Annotated in this window: 26 protein-coding genes; 3 read left to right on the top strand and 23 right to left on the bottom strand. The window is 57.0% G+C overall.

Translation table 11 applies throughout. The features are described 5' to 3' along the window. Positions 1 to 10: 10 nt before the first annotated feature. The 7 genes from G5358_RS04035 to G5358_RS04005 all read right to left on the bottom strand — a co-directional run bounded on the left by G5358_RS04035 (position 11) and on the right by G5358_RS04005 (position 5098). Positions 11 to 760 (bottom strand): hypothetical protein, encoded by a 750-nt coding sequence (locus G5358_RS04035; protein ID WP_421323665.1) that lies wholly within the window; start codon positions 758 to 760, stop codon positions 11 to 13. Next, positions 760 to 1206 (bottom strand): phage tail terminator protein, encoded by a 447-nt coding sequence (locus G5358_RS04030; RefSeq protein WP_421323652.1) that lies wholly within the window; start codon positions 1204 to 1206, stop codon positions 760 to 762. The genes G5358_RS04035 and G5358_RS04030 overlap by 1 nt, the downstream gene beginning before the upstream one ends. Continuing rightward, a complete protein-coding gene (locus tag G5358_RS04025; protein ID WP_421323651.1) occupies positions 1203 to 1628 on the bottom strand; it encodes a gp436 family protein in 426 nt (141 codons plus the stop codon). The genes G5358_RS04030 and G5358_RS04025 overlap by 4 nt, the downstream gene beginning before the upstream one ends. Before the next feature lies 1 nt (position 1629). Next, a complete protein-coding gene (locus G5358_RS04020; protein ID WP_227094943.1) occupies positions 1630 to 2091 on the bottom strand; it encodes a Rho termination factor N-terminal domain-containing protein in 462 nt (153 codons plus the stop codon). Positions 2092 to 2194: 103 nt separating this feature from the next. Further along, positions 2195 to 3103, bottom strand: a complete 909-nt coding sequence (locus tag G5358_RS04015; RefSeq protein WP_421323650.1) for a Mu-like prophage major head subunit gpT family protein — start codon at positions 3101 to 3103, stop codon at positions 2195 to 2197. Positions 3104 to 3147: 44 nt separating this feature from the next. Continuing rightward, a complete protein-coding gene (locus G5358_RS04010; RefSeq protein ID WP_421323649.1) occupies positions 3148 to 4368 on the bottom strand; it encodes a phage protease in 1221 nt (406 codons plus the stop codon). A 109-nt stretch (positions 4369 to 4477) separates the two neighbouring features. Then, the gene (locus tag G5358_RS04005) at positions 4478 to 5098 is read right to left on the bottom strand and encodes a hypothetical protein (RefSeq protein WP_421323648.1); all 621 of its coding nucleotides are present in this window, start codon (positions 5096 to 5098) and stop codon (positions 4478 to 4480) included. Between the two features lie 527 nt (positions 5099 to 5625). Between G5358_RS04005 and G5358_RS04000 the strand changes: the two genes are divergently transcribed. Further along, on the top strand, positions 5626 to 5994 hold the full coding sequence (locus G5358_RS04000; protein WP_421323647.1) for an HNH endonuclease: 369 nt from the start codon (positions 5626 to 5628) through the stop codon (positions 5992 to 5994). Between the two features lie 85 nt (positions 5995 to 6079). Here the strand turns inward: G5358_RS04000 and G5358_RS03995 are convergent, their stop codons facing one another. Then, positions 6080 to 6397, bottom strand: coding sequence for a phage virion morphogenesis protein (locus tag G5358_RS03995; RefSeq protein ID WP_421323646.1), 318 nt, complete (start codon positions 6395 to 6397; stop codon positions 6080 to 6082). A 172-nt stretch (positions 6398 to 6569) separates the two neighbouring features. Here G5358_RS03995 and G5358_RS03990 point away from each other — a divergent pair, with 172 nt between their 5' ends. Then, positions 6570 to 6713: a hypothetical protein gene (locus tag G5358_RS03990; protein WP_335838131.1), complete on the top strand. Its 144-nt coding sequence runs from the start codon at positions 6570 to 6572 to the stop codon at positions 6711 to 6713. Between the two features lie 43 nt (positions 6714 to 6756). Next, positions 6757 to 7419, top strand: coding sequence for a hypothetical protein (locus G5358_RS03985; RefSeq protein ID WP_335838130.1), 663 nt, complete (start codon positions 6757 to 6759; stop codon positions 7417 to 7419). A 359-nt stretch (positions 7420 to 7778) separates the two neighbouring features. Here the strand turns inward: G5358_RS03985 and G5358_RS03980 are convergent, their stop codons facing one another. From G5358_RS03980 to G5358_RS03910, 15 genes are all read right to left on the bottom strand, one after another. Then, positions 7779 to 9077: a DUF935 domain-containing protein gene (locus tag G5358_RS03980; protein WP_421323645.1), complete on the bottom strand. Its 1299-nt coding sequence runs from the start codon at positions 9075 to 9077 to the stop codon at positions 7779 to 7781. Continuing rightward, positions 9077 to 10636 (bottom strand): terminase large subunit domain-containing protein, encoded by a 1560-nt coding sequence (locus G5358_RS03975; RefSeq protein WP_421323644.1) that lies wholly within the window; start codon positions 10634 to 10636, stop codon positions 9077 to 9079. Before G5358_RS03975 ends, G5358_RS03980 begins: the two co-directional genes overlap by 1 nt. Then, positions 10636 to 11211: a DUF3486 family protein gene (locus tag G5358_RS03970; protein ID WP_201915719.1), complete on the bottom strand. Its 576-nt coding sequence runs from the start codon at positions 11209 to 11211 to the stop codon at positions 10636 to 10638. The genes G5358_RS03975 and G5358_RS03970 overlap by 1 nt, the downstream gene beginning before the upstream one ends. 2 nt (positions 11212 to 11213) lie before the next feature. Continuing rightward, positions 11214 to 11510, bottom strand: coding sequence for an ArsR family transcriptional regulator (locus G5358_RS03965; RefSeq protein ID WP_421323643.1), 297 nt, complete (start codon positions 11508 to 11510; stop codon positions 11214 to 11216). Between the two features lie 79 nt (positions 11511 to 11589). Further along, positions 11590 to 11904, bottom strand: coding sequence for a DUF2730 family protein (locus G5358_RS03960; protein WP_016350122.1), 315 nt, complete (start codon positions 11902 to 11904; stop codon positions 11590 to 11592). Further along, positions 11885 to 12112, bottom strand: a complete 228-nt coding sequence (locus G5358_RS03955; RefSeq protein WP_245096749.1) for a TraR/DksA C4-type zinc finger protein — start codon at positions 12110 to 12112, stop codon at positions 11885 to 11887. Before G5358_RS03955 ends, G5358_RS03960 begins: the two co-directional genes overlap by 20 nt. Before the next feature lie 167 nt (positions 12113 to 12279). After that, on the bottom strand, positions 12280 to 12501 hold the full coding sequence (locus G5358_RS03950) for a hypothetical protein (protein ID WP_005353373.1): 222 nt from the start codon (positions 12499 to 12501) through the stop codon (positions 12280 to 12282). Beyond that, on the bottom strand, positions 12494 to 12790 hold the full coding sequence (locus G5358_RS03945) for a hypothetical protein (protein WP_337072321.1): 297 nt from the start codon (positions 12788 to 12790) through the stop codon (positions 12494 to 12496). Before G5358_RS03945 ends, G5358_RS03950 begins: the two co-directional genes overlap by 8 nt. Beyond that, positions 12787 to 13374, bottom strand: coding sequence for a glycoside hydrolase family 108 protein (locus tag G5358_RS03940; protein WP_421323642.1), 588 nt, complete (start codon positions 13372 to 13374; stop codon positions 12787 to 12789). The genes G5358_RS03945 and G5358_RS03940 overlap by 4 nt, the downstream gene beginning before the upstream one ends. An 84-nt stretch (positions 13375 to 13458) precedes the next feature. Further along, the gene (locus G5358_RS03935) at positions 13459 to 14286 is read right to left on the bottom strand and encodes a DUF2971 domain-containing protein (RefSeq protein ID WP_421323664.1); all 828 of its coding nucleotides are present in this window, start codon (positions 14284 to 14286) and stop codon (positions 13459 to 13461) included. Between the two features lie 145 nt (positions 14287 to 14431). After that, the gene (locus G5358_RS03930; RefSeq protein ID WP_421323641.1) at positions 14432 to 14854 is read right to left on the bottom strand and encodes a hypothetical protein; all 423 of its coding nucleotides are present in this window, start codon (positions 14852 to 14854) and stop codon (positions 14432 to 14434) included. Between the two features lie 101 nt (positions 14855 to 14955). Next, positions 14956 to 15396 carry a Mor transcription activator family protein gene (locus G5358_RS03925; protein ID WP_421323640.1) on the bottom strand — a complete coding sequence of 147 codons (441 nt, stop codon included), beginning with the start codon at positions 15394 to 15396 and terminating at the stop codon, positions 14956 to 14958. Then, positions 15383 to 16009: a gp16 family protein gene (locus tag G5358_RS03920; protein ID WP_421323639.1), complete on the bottom strand. Its 627-nt coding sequence runs from the start codon at positions 16007 to 16009 to the stop codon at positions 15383 to 15385. The genes G5358_RS03925 and G5358_RS03920 overlap by 14 nt, the downstream gene beginning before the upstream one ends. Beyond that, the gene (locus tag G5358_RS03915) at positions 16006 to 16176 is read right to left on the bottom strand and encodes a hypothetical protein (RefSeq protein ID WP_323952351.1); all 171 of its coding nucleotides are present in this window, start codon (positions 16174 to 16176) and stop codon (positions 16006 to 16008) included. Before G5358_RS03915 ends, G5358_RS03920 begins: the two co-directional genes overlap by 4 nt. Then, complete coding sequence (locus tag G5358_RS03910; RefSeq protein WP_376890660.1) at positions 16163 to 16399, bottom strand: hypothetical protein; 237 nt, start codon at positions 16397 to 16399, stop codon at positions 16163 to 16165. Before G5358_RS03910 ends, G5358_RS03915 begins: the two co-directional genes overlap by 14 nt. Positions 16400 to 16422 lie beyond the last annotated feature (23 nt).

Below are 16422 nucleotides of genomic sequence, written 5' to 3'. Positions count from 1 at the left end.
TTCCCGCGCTTTACACCATCACCGGCCGATCCACATAGAAGGGTGCGGTCTCACCATCCACGGCCAGCAACTCCCCCTCCAGCTCGATCTCGATGGGCTTGTCGCTCATAAAGTCCACCGCCTTTTTGGGGGACAAGCTGGCACGGGGCACCGTCAGTTTGATGGCCTCGCCGCTGACGATACTGCGGCCATCGAGCAGCAGCCGCGCCTTGATCTCCGGCTGGATGTTGCCCGCGATGCGGGTACCGGTCACCGCGTTATAGGTACCGCTGACCGTCAGGCTACCGCCATCCGCTACCGAGCCCCCCTTAATCGCCCGTACCAACCCGAGCGCATAGTTGACCTCGATATCGGTGCCCACCACCAACGCCGTGGCCCCTTCCTTGATGGCCAGGCCAGTCGAGGCAATATTGCTCTTGCCGAGCGGAGCCCACTTCGGCCAGGCGGGCAGAACGATCTGCAGATCAGTCAGCGTCCCGGCCCCCTGATTGATGGGGCTCTCCAGACCCATAAAGGCGGCTGCCAGCAGCACAGGCGGGATCTCGGTGGTCTTGATGGTGACCATGGCAGGCTTGGGAATGTGGTAGTTCTCCCGCGCCTGACCGTATTGCCCCTTGCGCTTACTGGGAATGGAGATCTTCTGGCTGTCGGGTTTCACTTCCAGGCTATCCACATCGATGGGGCCAATCACCCCGGCCGAGACCCCGTTGGTAAAGGTCTCGATAAAGAGATCCCCTTCCAAGTGCAGTGTTTCGCTCATCATCGCTCTCCTTTGAATTTCACTCGGGTAGTAAAGGCAAGCGGCAAATAAGCCGCACCGCCGCTGTAACTGGGTTTGACCGGTGGGGTGACCCGGCGAAAGGTACTGTCACCACATGCTCGCCCACTGACGGCCTGCAGGATGCGGGCAAGCCACACTCCGGCACTGACCTCCTTGGGGCTGGCACGATGCACCAGCACCAGCAACCAGAGCTGATCAAAGCTGCTGGCCCGGCCTGACTGAGTGCCTTCGCTCTCACGTTCGCCCTGATAGACCACATGCACCGCAGGGCTGTGCTGGCCCAGATTGGCGATGGCCGCCACATCGGTGGCCACAAACACCTCCTTGAGCCCCGCAGATTTGAGGGGGGTGAGCAGCTCACGCAGCCGTTCGCCCGCCTGCAGGTAGTCGAGTTCGGTACCAGGCTGGTTGGCGGGTTGGCTCATAGAAAGCCCCCCTTGTCGCGCCCCTGACTCCGGCCAAAGACGCGCCCATCCGAGTGCAGTTGAGCCAGGTTCTGGCTCTCCAGGGTGGCACCATCGGATGCCAACCCCAGCGCCAGCTCCCCCTTGCCAACCGATTTCAGAAAGGCCAGGGCCGCCTCATTACGCTTGGCTATCTGCTCCGGGGCCTGTTCACCATAGAGACGGTGACGGGCGATATCGGCGCAGATAGGTACCAGGGCACTCGGGATATGGGCCAGCGGCAAGGGATAGCGACCCGCCAGATAGCCATCGATCAAGGCGCCTGCATCCTGCAGGGCGAGGCGCAAGGCCACCTCGTCCAGCTTACCGGTCGGCGTCATGGCCAGACGCAGCAACTCGGCCTCGCCAAAGCGGATAACCATGTCATTGACGCTGGCATACATATCACTGCTCTCCGTTCTGGCCGGATGACTGCTCATCCTTGACCGGGTATTGCACTTCGGTCGCGGCGATCGCTGTCACCAGTTCGGCCTTCTTGAGCTTGGCCGCCTCCGGGATACCCATCTTCAGCGCCAGCTCGCGCAGCTCATCGACCTTCATCTCGGCCAGCGGCGTGACCTTGCCAGCCAAGGTGGCAACCCCTGCCAGATAGCCCGAACCGGTCAGGACGCCCAGTGTTGCGTCCAGATCCCCAGGCGCCGATGGTGCATCACCTGCCTGAAGGCTGGTGTCTTCAGCCAACCGGACGACCACCAGACGCGGGTCGTTCTCCAGGGTCGCGCACTGCTCAGGCGACACAACCATCTCAGACTTGCCCGGTACAATCGGCAGGCCCGCGCGAAAATAGACCTGACGAACTGTTGACGTAATCCCCACTCGAATAGCCAGTTCCATCTCTTGTTCCATCTCATGTTTTCCTCGTCGTATCTGATAGAGAGGCTGTTTAAACCGGGGGTTAAACAGTGCCTGGCAGCTGTTTAACCCCGCTTTAAACAGGCATAACGCAGGGTTAGAGGTAGTCAGCCACCACCAGCTCCAACTTGCCTTTCAGCTCGTTGCTGCTGCTGTTCGACAGCTCTCGCTCCAGCATCTGGGTCGCCAGCTTCTCAAGGGAGGGGGGTACCACCAACATGGTGGCCTTCACCCCAAGCTTGCGGCCGCCATCAGCCTGAAACTCCCGCATCTTGGAGAAGGAATCCCACAGGTTGTCGGGGGTCAGCTCCCGCTTGTTGGCAAAGGCCAGCTGCCAAAAGCCAAAGCCTGCGGCATCACGGCAATCGACCCCGTAACGGAACTCCTTGCGGGTGAATACCGCTTCGTCATCGATCTTGGTCATGGCAATCAGCTGCGGTGACTTGCGATCCTGGAAGATGACCGGCTTGAGGGCGCGACTGGTATCAAGCAGGAACCAGGGCTCCCCCTGATAACCGGCATCCACCACCACGTTGGCAGTCAAGACAGGGGTACCTGTGCCATCGGCCTTGGGATAGACCGGGTGATCGGTGTCGAAGAAATACTGGCCGTCATAGCAAGGCGTGGTGAAGCCAGCACCGAGCAGACCGAAACAGAGCTCATCGGGGTGAATGCCAGCCGAACGGCCCATCTCGGCAAACATCGGCGCGTAGATACCCAGCTCGTCATCTTCGATATCGTTGCGATCGACGCCGACGGTGGCCTCGAAGTCTTCGTTGACGATCTGGTAACCGTGCGCCTTCATCGACTCGATCACCCGATCACCGACCCACTTACGCAGATTGGGGAACTTGCCCAACCAGCCATAGGTGTTGGACTTGGTAGTCGATTTGATCACGGTGGCGATCTTGGTGTACTGGGCAGGCGCTTCACTCTTGGCATCTTCAAAGTTCTTCTTGAAGCCGGTGAAGAGGGACTGCAACAGCGCGGGTGTAATCATGGCCATACGGGTGTTCCTTCTCTGGATAAATGGCGTGGTAGGGTCTGCGCTTAAGCCTGCTTGGCCTTGGCAAACTCCTCGTGGCTGATACCGAGCTGGTCGGCGGCATACTTGTCATCCGCCGAGAGCACCGCATCCCCCTTCTTCTCGGGCAGGGTCACCTGAGTGGTCTGGCTGGCGGACAGTGCGGCAATCGCCGGACGGGGATCCAGCAACGCCTTAAGGGCAGCTACCCCTTTCTGGGCGGCATAGGCGGTCAAATACTCTTCTTCGGCGGCCACCACCTTGCCCTGGGTACGGGCTTCCTTGATCAGGGTTGCGGCATCCGTGGTCTCAACCTTGGCGCTCAAGGTGGCGACTTCCGTCACCAGGGCGTTATAGGTCTCCACCGGTACATACTTGGCCAGGTCAATCTGGCCACCCTGCCCTGTGGAGACGGTCGCCTTGAGCGCGGCCAGCGAGGTGCGCTCAGCAGTGAGAGCTGCCTCCAGCTCCGGCGCCTTTTTGGCAATGGCCTGCAGGGTATCCAGAGCAGCCAAAGCGGCAGTCCCCTGCTCGGCGGTAAACTGGCCATCGGCACTCGGCTGGATGCCGAGTTTGCCGAGCAGCGCGATCAGGTGTTCGTTCATGGATTTCTCCTGTTGTGTAACATGGGATGAGGTGGCCAGCTGGCCGGGTTGGGTAGACATAAGGCTTGAAGCGGGTAACGCACTCAAAGCGGCAAGCGCCTGCATGCCTACCACACCGGGGTCATTGGTAATGGCGGTCATCCGCAGTTCCAGCGGGCGGCCCTGGGCGTCATAGGGAAAGACGGCAGACAGGAATCGGTACTCTTTGGCAGCCACCAGGGCGGCAGCCCGCTCCGTCCAGCGCGGCTTGATAAAGAGCCCCTGCCCTTCGCGCCACTCAATTTCGTCGGCGTTGTACCAACCGGCCGCAGGGGCTGGCTGGCCGTTCTGGTCAGTCTTGAGGGTCTGGTGGTCGTAATCGATCAGGATGTCTTGCCCAAGGGCTTTGGCTCGGGCAATCAGGGCAGCAGCGATCTGCCCGTCCAGTTGCCAGTGGCCACTCGCCACATCGAACGGGCGACCATCACGGGCCTTGAACGGGCCGACCGGCAGCAGCTGGTACCAGCCATCGCTTTGGGGGGTGAGCTGCGCATCGAGCACCGCCAGCCGCTCCCCGTTGACGGGGTTGGCTTGGAGGATGGCCACGAAGGGCGCTGAGTATGGGGTCTTGGATATGTTCATGCCGCCATAGTGCGGCGGCATGAAGGGGGATGGGGTTTATGGTGGGTTAGTGCAAATTATCTAGTGTCGCAAAAACCAAAAGGCCCGCGTTTTCGCGGGCCAGTTACAATCAGAGCAACACTGTAAATAATTACAAACTCTTTTCGATCTCCGCCACTCGGTCTAGAGCAGCTGACAGCTTATCAAGTGTTCTGCCATCCCATTGGATGGGTGAAGCTTTACCCATTGGGGCTGAAGCCACTATATTGCCCTGAGCTAACTGTACTTTGATAAGGTCACAATCAGGGTGATTTTGTAGTGGTGTAATCACTCTATCATTGAGTCTCATAAGTAGCCCTCGCTCGCTGAGTGCAGTTTCGACAGTTTGGTAGTTATTAGTTTCATCATGGAGGTTGTTATTGCTGTCTTTAAAGTTCAAATGCTTGACATCTGCACTTGTACATGGATCTTTTTGCGATGCACTTACAACTGCGGTAGAAGCACATCGATTCACATGCCAACAGTTGGCTGCATGCTCACCACCAGAACCAAAGAAAACAGCCCAAACGTAAGTTGCATTATTTGTGACTTCAGTATAGGCCAGTTTGTGTCCAACATCAAAGAGGATATCCCCCTCTCTAGATACAATCATGAACGTTACAGGCGGCCCATTCTGAATCCAAGGTGTGATTGTTGCTATCGAAGGAGGCTCTATTGAGCCCCACCATGATTTCAATGCAGCAATCATTCTTCCATTACCAGCTAGCACCATAGCAGCACCTGGCCTACTGACTATCTTATTAAAACCTGTGTCGTCAACAAACAGAAGGTTTTTACCATCTGATAGCTCTACTTCTGCAGACCATCTTGTATCCGATGTAACCAACAGACTATGTCGGTCGAAAACTGTCGTTGTCATTAGTTAATGTACTGAATTTGTTATCTGGTAACGCATTGAAAATAAAGTCTTTTATTTGCAACGCAATGGACTCACAAGAGTCTATCATATTTTTTAGTTATACAATTAATAATTAATGACTTTTGTAATGATTTTATCCTGCATCACATTTGACATAAAAATCTTCTCAGCACTCTTTACCTTATTATGAATATCATGCTAAGACCAAACTGCCGCATATCAGAAGAATAGCGGTGTAAGGCTGATCCGGTTGTGCCGGTCAGTACCCGCTCTGAGCCTATGCAGGCCGACGGGACTTCAACTTGAACCGAAGTCCGTCCGGCCATTCTCCAATCCATCCCGTCACGGACTTCAATATCAAACTTATTGAGGTCACGACCATGGGTAACATCGCCAAACAACGCCACCAAGCTGCCGTTCGTCAATCCTTTCACTGCTTCTATTGCGGACTGCCGATGTGGGAAGCCTCCCCTGCCGCACTGATGCAGCAATACCGCCTCACCCCTGCCGAAGCCCGGCTATTGCAGTGCACGGGGGAACATCTGCAGCCACGCGGCGAAGGTGGCTCGAACCAGAGCGCCAATATCGTGGCCGCCTGTCGGCACTGCAACGGCACCCGTCACAAAACGCCCAAGGTGCTATCCCCTGAGCAGTATCAGAAAAAGGTTCGGGCGCGGGTGGGTAAAGGAGGCTGGTTTCCGAAAGGGATCACCAGCAAGGTCAAGGGGAACAAAACCAATGGTGTTTAAGGCTGTTTAACCGCGCCAATGGACAACACCTTGCTATCAGGCTGAGCATCCGCACCGGCTGGGGACACAAACAGAGTATGGAGCATTACAATGGCGCGGGACTGAGATACCCCTCCAGCGTCTCCAGCACGCTCTGTTTATCCCCTTCTGACAACCCCAGAGCACTGCGCTCTGGCAGGTTGATCTCGGGACGGCCGAACTGGTGGGCGGCACCGTATTCCTGCGGGGTACCGAAGTAGAGAGTCTGGGGATCGGGCTGGGCAGCCAGCAATTCTGGCAACGCGCTGACCGCAGCCATACCGTTCCCCTGCTCCAGTGCAGCGAGCCGTGCCAGCAAGCTGGCCAGATAGTCGCTAGCCTCCACCAACCCCACCATATTGAGCACACTCTCGTTATTTGCCATCTGATTCCACCTGCTGCTTGTTGTGCCAGTGTTCGTATCCTGCGCCCAGTGAAAATTGGGCAGCCAGGTCAAATATCACGGTTTATCAACTTTTATCATTAAATCATCAATGGTATAAGATTATGAATTAGCTAACATTTCTCTCGTCATCACACACACAAGGGAGAATGTTATGACCAAGCAATCAAACCACAATGCCGATATCAGCAACCCCAACAAAGGCTCGAACGGTACCAACCATACCTATGACCGTAATCAGGGGAACCGTGGCTGGCAATTGAATCCGCAGACCCCGAAAAGCGGCGGCAAAAAGTAAGCAAGAGGCACCGGGGGGCTCGTCCCCCCTTATCTGGATCCCTATGACACAGAACGAGCAATCCACCGGCGCCAAGCGCCCTTTTAAACAGACTCGGGCCCTTATCCGGCTTGCTCTCAACGATGGTCTTACGCAAAAAGAGATCGCCGCACTTTGCCGAACCCAGCAATCTATTGTCAGCGCGTGGGCAAAAGGGACGAAACTGGCCAATGAGGGGCAACTGACCGAATTGCTGACCCGCTATGGCCATACGCTGCGCCGCCAATCCTTTCGCCTCTATTGGTCTATCGATGATGAAACCAAGACGAAGAAATTTTATCGGGTTGAGGGCAAGGTGATTTTCCAGCACATCTTCTACAACCTGCGGCGCGATGCCCGCAGCGGAAAACAGCACAAGATCAATCCGGAAGAGCGCCTGATTGTGCATCACCAAGGGCAGGATACCTTTCGAATAGTTTTTCAAGCGCGCATTCAATTTAACGATGGGCTGTTACTCGATAGCCATCAGGATGATTCGATTTGGTTCTCATCCATTTCTCCCCCACTAACTTGCAAACAACTGGTGGGCCACCTTGATAAGGCCAGCGCTGAAATAGCGTCCACATGGCCTAGCGATGCTCACACTGTCCCCTTTCTGATCCGCCAAGCCCTGCTGCAACACGGCTTTCAGGTGGAAGGGATTGAGGAGTTTCCGGCACAGTGGTAGCCTCACCGGACACCCAAACAGGTGTCAGAGCACCTTAACGCTCTGAAAGGCGGCAATACCGCCACAGATTTGAGCACTCTTGCGAGTTAAGCCCTGTGAACAGCCCTTTGCTCTCACGGCGCGATTCAAATCGACAAGGGGTATGCAGGCGGCTCATACAGAGCTAGGCGAACAGGTCTCCCAGTAGCCGAAATGGCTGTATACCAACAGGGATAGGGGTGGGCGCGATACCCAAGCCGTCAGTATCTGGCCGCTTGGGTATTTTTATTTTCCCCCTGCAACCTCCCCCTCACCCCAACCCTCTCCCGCAAGGGGAGAGGGGGCTAAAGAAGATCGGGGGCTAAAAACAGCCACCGCCATCACCCCTCCCCTTTATCAGCTGGCGGTTTGCTGGCCGACGTAGCAGCAACCAGTTGCGGCTCATCGGGCTCGGCCTGCGGGATCTGCATCTTCTTGTGGGCCCAGTCGAGCGGGATGCGCATGCCGCAGGCGGCCAGCTTGGGCAGGCTGTCGGCATAACGGCAGATATCCTCCGGCTCGGTTACATCAAACTCCAGCCGGGGACTACGGCGCGGGCCCTGATAACTCTTGCCGTTCAGGGCATAGAGCGGATAGACCAGATCGCGAGTCAGGGTGGCGGCCAGCTGGCGGAGATCTGCATCCCGTACCTCCTGGCGCACCTCGTTATGGACATTACCCAGAGCATTGGTCGAGCTCTTGCCATCGGCCTGCGAGGTCAAGGTGCCCCCCAGAATGGCCTTGCTCATGGAGCGCTCGCACCAATCCATCATCACCACGAAGGGATCGGCCTGACCGCTGGCGGCGTTCTGGAACTCAATCTCCATCCCGCGTGGGATAATGCCCCCGGCGTTATGACCGATGGAGAGCACCGCCTGCAGCAGGGTAGCCTTCTCTTTCTCGGTCGCCCCTTCCGGGTATTTGCCTAGCCGCACCGGCAGGCCGAAGATCTCCAGAAACTCGGCAAGATCGCGCACGCTGTAGTTCTTGAACAGAAACGGCCAGATCAGGGTACGGACAAGGCCAGTGCGGGCCAGATACCCCGATTTGGACTTGGCCTTGTGCAGCAGCCAGCCAAACGGGTTGAGGGCTACCCCTTCATGGCTGTTATCACGCAGCCGCAGCTGGTTGCGATCGTCCGGGTGGGTCTGAAACCAGGCGGGATCGCGCCAGATGATGCCCTTGGGAAGCTGCAACCCCTCCACCAGCTCCCAGCCGCAGAACTCCTGGGCACAAAACCCCTTGAGCACCGCATCGGTGGCGTCAAAGATGGCATCATCCAACCAGGTGAAGTCCTCCAGCAGTTCCCGGATAAGCTCGGCATCGTGCTTCTCGGCTGGGGTAGCATTGCGGGGCGGCTCGATTGTCCAGCTCACCCCAAGCAGGGCTCGGCGGCGTTTGCCGAGCTCGCTCTGCAGGTGGGCATCCTTCTCCTCCATATCTTCGGCCAGCTCGCACTGGGCGATCAAGTTGCCCTGTTCTGCCTCCTTCAATGCGGCTGCCGCCCTGCTCGGCGTGAGCCCCACCGTGGGGTGTTCACTGTAGTGACGGCGCAACTGGGCAAGCGCCGCCGAGTTCTCGGTCTGCGACTCCTTTTCAAGCCGCAGGGGATTGCCGTTGATATCGATGATCCTGCCCATTACCAGGCCCCTCTCTCGAACGAATGATGGTTATCGCCCCTTGCTTCATCGCGCTTATTGGGCAGCGGGGTGAACTCGATGGCGCCCCCCTCCATCCAGCTGGCCCGCACCGCCATGGCCAAAGCCACCGCAAAGTCACCATGGCGCTGTTGGCCCCCTTGGCCAGTGTTCTTGCCCTTGTCGATCTTGGGGATGCCATTGATGACCTGGATTTTCCCCAAGTCATCCTGCACGTCTGCATGGCGCGGGATGGTCAGGTTGCCATCCTCAAATTCTGCCTTGAGCTTGGGCATCCACTCCCGATACCAGGGGTCATTGAGCATCACGCACTCGATCATGCTGGCGCCCCAGCGCAGTCTGGCTGCCTCCGCCAGATAGCCGCCGTTGCCGGTGGCATCGAAGGCCGCCGCCGTGAAACGGTGTAGCCCAATCAGCAGGTAGAACAGGATCTGGCGCTGGCTCTCATAAGGGGCATTGACCAGCTCCACCACAAAGGGCACCCGTTTGCTCAAGTAGGTGGCGATGGAGAGCGGCACGAACACCGACAAGTCCCCTTTGCGGGCAAAGTCTTCCCCCAGCACATGGCGGCAACTGCGATCGAGCGCTTCCAGATAGGGCTTGAGGTTCTCCTCGCACCAGATATCCACTACCGCCTTGCGGGTCTCCTCGCTCGAGAGCTCGAAGTCTTTGGGGGCGGTAAAGCGCAGGATGGGGATATCCGGTTGCATCGCACGCTCGATCAGGGTGCGCTTGATATAGACGCCACTGCTCTGCTTGGGTACGCAGAAATACTCCTCAAGGGCATCCTCTTCGGTGGCGGTGGCCTTGAGCAGCCCCGCCTTCCAGGCATCCTCGGCTTCCTGTGTCCAAAGGTCGCCCTTGACCTGGCAGATCCGACGATAGAGCCCCTGGCGGCAAGCATCGTCCAGGCTGATGGTATGGATGGAATACGCTTTGCGGCCCGCTCGGCTGTCGTTGATGAGCTGGTTAAACAGGTTATCGACGCCGTTATGGGTACTGATCAACCGCACCTTGGCGCCCCACATGGTCAGCGCCATGGCGGCCTTCAACACCTCGGCCAGTCTGTCGTGGAATGCGGCCTCGTCGATGGTCACATTGCCCTGCATCCCCCGCAGGTTGGAGGGGTTGCTGGAGAGCGCCTGTACCTTGAAGCCCGAGGCAAAATAGACCACGAAGGTGAGGATCGCCTTGTCCTCGTCGTCGGTGAATACCTCCTCCTGGATCTCACCGGCTGCCTTGTTGTACGCCTTGGCCCACATCGCCACCGCATCGATAAACTCGCGGGCCATCTCCTTGTTGCTGCCCACATAGAAGTGGTGGCAACCCCCGGCCGTCTTGGTCTTGGAGGCCGTCAGGGCCGCATCAGCAGCCTCCGCCCAGGTGATACCGGTACGGCGGCTCTTCTCGGCGATCTTGAGCGGGCTCTCGTCGGCAATCCAGATGCGCTGGTACGGCAGCAACACCTCGTCAGGGTTGTATTCGGTACCCAGGGTCTGGGCCAACTGTTGGGCGATAGGGGTCTGAGCAATGGCGGTCATCAGGCAATCCCCAGGATTTCGCGGCGTATCTCGGCGGCGGCTTCACCGCTCAAGCCCGCCTGAGTCACGATGGCTTCAGTCTTGGCGGCGATCTCTTCGGCAAATGCCTGGCGGATCTCTTTCTCCCGCTTATGACTCTGCATCGCGGTCGATTCGAGCCGCTGAGCCGCCAGCATAGCGTTCTTCAGCATGTCGATATCCACCGCCTCCTCCGGGTTCTGCACCTGAGCCAGCATCGCCTTGAACAACTGGGAACGGCCCAGCTCCAGAATGAGCTTGGTAGTCTCCCCCATCGGCTTGTCGCCAAGCTGGGAGGTCAAGGCAGCCGTGGTTTCACGCAAATCCCGCAGGTGCTGGCCGACCTGTTCAACCTGGCTGGCATGACGGCTTAACCCGGAGCGGGAGAGCTTGAGATCATCGGGCAACCCCGTCTCCTCGATCAGGCCGTTTATCTCATCCAGGATGGCGGCCTGACTGTTGCCCTTGTCCCGCAGCATCTCGTTGAGCGCGTTACGGATGGACTCAGGCAGCAGCCACACCTTGCTGGCGCGGCCTCGGGTCGGTTTATCGGCCATGCTTAATCCTCCGCCCTGGGCTTCTTGACGCCGGGCACCGCTGCCCGGCCCTCTGCTGCGTCCTGCCCCCGACCGGTCAGGTGAGCCACCTGCACCGTGGCCAGTTGCTCGATGCGCACCAGCCCCTGCTCTTCCAGCCAAGCCAGCAGGGTCTTCACCCGATCCCGTGTCACCCGGCCGGTACCCAGCTGGTCAAGGCAGTCATTGAGGATTGACTCGTTGGCGGCACCACCTATATCCAGCAGGGAGCGCAAGATCACCAGCCGCTGCTGGGCGTCCAATATCGCTTGAATGCTCATGCCTTCTCCTTAAGTGCGATTGGTAACGGCAGCCTGGTAAAACACTGCTGGGCCCCACATAACAGAATTTGTTGAATGCTCATGGCTTCTCCTTCTGTACGGCGGCGAGCTCATTTTCCAATAGCAGATCGGCAAGGCGACGGGCTTGGCGCAGCTCCGGCTTTACCTCCCGCAGCTCCCCTCGCAATTCGCTTATCTCCAACTGCAGCTTGTGCAGCTCACGCTCGCTCGGCAGATCAGCCAGTACCTGCTCCACCCGCTGGACTCTCTGCACCAGGGCCGTGAGGTCTTCGCGCTTGGCGTAGGTTTTGGAGAGCAAGATGATGACCACCAGACCCACCAGGCTGGCCAATGCATAAAGAGGCCCCCAGTTCTTAACGATGAATTCCCACACGGGTCGCCTCCTTGCGCTCATACAGGGTCTGGCACTCGATACAGCGCTCGGCACCAGGCTCGGCTGCAAGGCGGGAGGTCGGGATGGCTTCGTCACAATCGCAGCAGATACCATCACCGTGTGGCCTTGCCCTGTTCTGGTGGGCTTCGATAATGCGCCCAGTCCGATCGGCATCGGCCTGCTGGGCGCGGTCTATATGGTCTGTCACATGACCTCTCCCGGAGCCCATCCCATTAGGCTATTTCACTTGCCATTTTGGCCCTGGGCAGTGCTCGAAAGCCTCACGTACTGCATGTACGCTGCGGTTTCTGCGCGCTGTCCGAGACCAAACTGGCTGCGCCAATAACGCCTACTGGAACAGGCTCAAACAGTGTTTTAACGGACGGTATGGGTCGCCTTGATCCGGCCCCAGATGGCGAGCAGGCCACCCACCGCACTGGCCAGATCCACCAGGGTGGATGCCAGGCTGGCTTGGGTACCCGCATCGACCGGCACACCGAACAGGCCCGCAATACCGGCCCCCACGGCAATCACACCACCGATCACGGTGCGGCTTTTGAAGGCAGACTTCGCTTGAGGTAACAGGGAATCAGGCATGATGGAGTTCCTTTTGTTGAGGTTGGGAATGACGGGCACGGGCCCGCAGGCGATCCAGCTCGCCCACCGACCGCCAGCCCTGGGCAAACAGGGATTGGCGAGTGGCGTGATGGCTGTAGAGCGGGATGGCCTCCAGATCCGCACCGGCCAGAGCGGCCTTGAGATGGGCTTTGCGCCCATCCTTGAAGCAAGCGAGATAACGGGGGTTCTTGAGCTCAGGGATACCAAAGCAGCCCGCAGCCTGGATCGCGGACGCCGCCTTCTGTTGCTTGATGGTCAGCACGCTCATGCCACCACCTCGCCAACCACGTCAGAAAGGAGGTAGCCCTGCAGACGCAGCAGCCGGTTGATCCAGCCATCGGCATTGGCCCACTGGCTCGGGTCTTTGCGCACAATGCCGTGCATGAAGCTGGCCCGCTGCATCATCAGCGCCAGCAACAACTGGCCCTCGCCCTTGGCGCCCAGTTGCTGCTTGAGTCTGCCAATCGACACCGGGCCAAGGCGGCCATCTGCCATCACCCCCAAGACCTGTTGCAGCTGTTGGATGGCGCGTTGCGGCCCGTGATGCACCGCTGCATCAAACACGGCGATAGCGAGGGCCGGGCTTAAGCTCGCAATCAGGTCACAGCGGGCGGGCGCCCAGTAGTTCTGGCGGTAAAAGGGCTCGGTATGGGCCGGGGTCAAATCACCGATAGCGATATCGGGTACCCCATCCCGATCGAGGTCGGCCATGCCGTCCTTCTTGCCATCGGCAGCATCGGCGATGCCGTACTTGGTATGACCACCACGGTCGGCGGGATGGTTGACTTCGCCCCCTTCCACATCGGGACGAAGCAACCAGGCAAGCGCGGAAGAAAAAGTATCAGGCAACATAAAGGCCCCTCGACTTACTGCGTTATCCGCAGCGTACCGAGGGGCCTCTATGGCATGGGTTTATGGTGGGTTAGAACTTATCACTTAGGCCCAACCACCGCCTATACGACTAGCCGTTTCAGGGAAAAATACTTGGGTTCGCAGAGCATAGGAGTTCTCATCAATCATTGTATCCATAACTATACAGTTTTTGAGATGTTCCTGTGCCAAACCGAATAGTTCCACCTTATCGTCCAAAGGCATATAAACACCTAAGTAAATACGTTTTATTGCCACTTCAGGTACATCAAAGCAGCAAAAATAACTTGGTGAATCAAGTGATTTTCCTTTGTGTTGTGAGTCACCTAACTCGAACTTCTGAGCTTCATCACAATTGGCACTCTTATAATAAAATGAATTAGCATCTTTCAGAGCCCTAACAACTCTCACTTCATCTTCATATATCCAAGATGGATGTTTTTTATAAAATACATCTGCTAGTGAATTTTTGCTACAGAGACGCCGCTCATTACTATAGTCAACGGGTTGGTATCCATTGAAAAAATCGTCTCCAGCATCAAACTCAATAACTATACCTTTGTATTGATTTGCATAATGAGCCCATAATAAATTCGCATTGGAGTTGAGAGGTTCACATCTTGATAATGATAGAATACCCTGTTCACCAAGAGTTCTGACTGCCGGCATGCGGCTACTGTGGGCATTTTTACTTTGTGAGCGAATAATGCCATTAAAATATATTGCCCTTGTCTCATCCTTAACGCCTGATTGGGGGTAATAATCCTGACTCAGAACATCTATAAGTGGGGGGGTAGCTTCAAAGGGGTCATTTAAATCGCACGGAGGTGTGAATCTCAACTGATGGTTTTTAATAAAGTCCTTCCAACGACTAGTATATTTATATAATAGCATCACTTTTTTACTCCCATTTTGCTTCTATATTCTCCCTCAAACACATCTCTTTGGCACCCAAGATGCAGCAATTTTCTCTACTCCCACACACCGCATAGGTCTGGGGTACCAGCAAGCTAAAATCTCATTGAAATATCCTGATCATTCAATCCAGTTGCTTGCTAAAGCATCGCAGTATTTGATCCCAGTTGTCCTGGTATTTCTCTTTTTCTTCTGACTGAATTTTGAACAAGGGCACTTTGGAATTCCAATCCACCGAGCGGCTAACGTGCTCACTGGGCACCACTAGCATCTCAGGCTCACGCTGGAGATCTTCCCAAATATTGCAAAAAACATAAAAGAAATTTGCTGAAGGGCTAGGCTGGTGCTTGCCGACCATCCATTGCCTCGGCTGGCTTTTACCTTGAGATGACTTCACCTGAATGCTGACCACGCTTTTACCATCATCGGTCACCAACATATCCACCCCCTTGGTGCCAGCATTCATTAGCGCCGTAGACAGGCCACGTCGGCTGAGATGAAACGCAACCAAGTATTCCCCTGCATCACCAATCGTCCGGTTATCCATTCTTTACTCACATCTCAATAAATTTACCTGACGTTAAATGAGTCCATCCTAAATGAAAACCCCGCTTGCACGGGGTTCTGCATTTACTGTGACTCTTATCGCTAAAGATGCCCAAACATATCGAGCTGATGCCGTCGCCGGTTGAGTTCACGCTGTTCGGCCACCACCGCATAGGTCTGTGGCACCGAGAGGCCATGCTTGCGAGCCAGCACATCGATATTCCGCCCATTGAACTCGTCCCAGATGGCCCGGTCACGCAACGCGGCCTTGAGATGATCCCCGGTGGGGATGTAGTAGGCACGGCCCCCCATGTAATGGGCCTGTACCAGCGCCAACTTGCGGGCCTGAGCCTTGGCCAGATCCGGCTCCATTCCCCCTCTGACCAACTCGCAGGCCAGCACATCGACCAACTCGGCCAGGGCTTTGGGCCATTTGGCCGTCAGTTCGGTGGTCGGGATCTGATCCAGTCGATCGACAAGCTGCCCCAGCGACTCATGATCATCGGCGAACAAGTCCAGATTCTCAGCGTTAGCGTCCATCATTCATCTCCTCAAACGCCGCCACAACGGCCTGATAACCGGCCACTCGCCCGGACTTCCCATTGGTGGGGACGGTTTTATTGGCCGCGACAAGGCGGGCAACCAGCTCCCGCTTGTGCCAGTTCTTCAGCGACTCAAGCACCTGGTAAGCCAACCCATCGGTGAGCCAGGCCACCTCTGCCACGCCGATGCCGTTGTTAAGCCGCACCGTTTGCCGCTCAACGTAGTGATTCAATGCCGTCTCACTGCCATCGCGCAACAGACCATGGCGGTGCATGGTGATCCATACAGCCCGGATCACGTTTATCTCGGCGGTTTTGGCATGGGCCCCACGGGCCGGGCTTAAACGCTTGTGCCCTCCCGCTGTAACAGCCACTTTAACAGGGCGTTTAACCGTCGGTTTAAACCCTGCCCCCTTCATGGCCAGCAGCACCTTGTCCAGCTCCGGGATCGTCAACTCGGCCGCCGAACGCTTGCCGCTCTGCTGCTCCAGCAACGCCCGATAGGTCTCCTCATCGAGCCCCAGGGTGCGCCTGCCAACCTGAACCAGACGGATCAGGCGGGTACGATCACCACCCTGCGCAGCATTTTGCTGATTGTTAGCTAAGGTGTTCAATTCCCCCTCCCCGTCTTTTTCATCCAGATTTGCCCGGCCGCCATCACGTCAGGCCCACTACGCCATTCAGGGCAATGGATATCGAGCCACTGCTCTGCCTGCTGCTGGCTCAGGTTGCCAAACTTCATCACGTAGGCCAGTAGTCGTTGCCAGTTAGACATGGCCATGACTGGCCTCCAGCGCCACCGTTCTGGCTTGCTGCAGTTCAGCCACCAGTTGCCAGCGCATCTGGCTTGCTTCCCCCGCCAGGGCAAATAACCCCTGGGCGCGGGCCTCTCTAATAAACTGTTTGAGCTGTTTGCACACAGCCCGTTTTTCAGCGGCCGCCAGTGCAATGGCTGCGCTGCTGAATATCTTGGTAAGCCGAATATCCATCTCTGTTTTGGTCATCGCCGTGCTCCTTGTATCAAGAC

The organism is Aeromonas sp. 604176 (assembly GCF_049170755.1).
Taxonomy (GTDB): domain Bacteria; phylum Pseudomonadota; class Gammaproteobacteria; order Enterobacterales; family Aeromonadaceae; genus Aeromonas; species Aeromonas veronii_A.
This window is presented reverse-complemented; position numbering and strand designations above follow the sequence as displayed.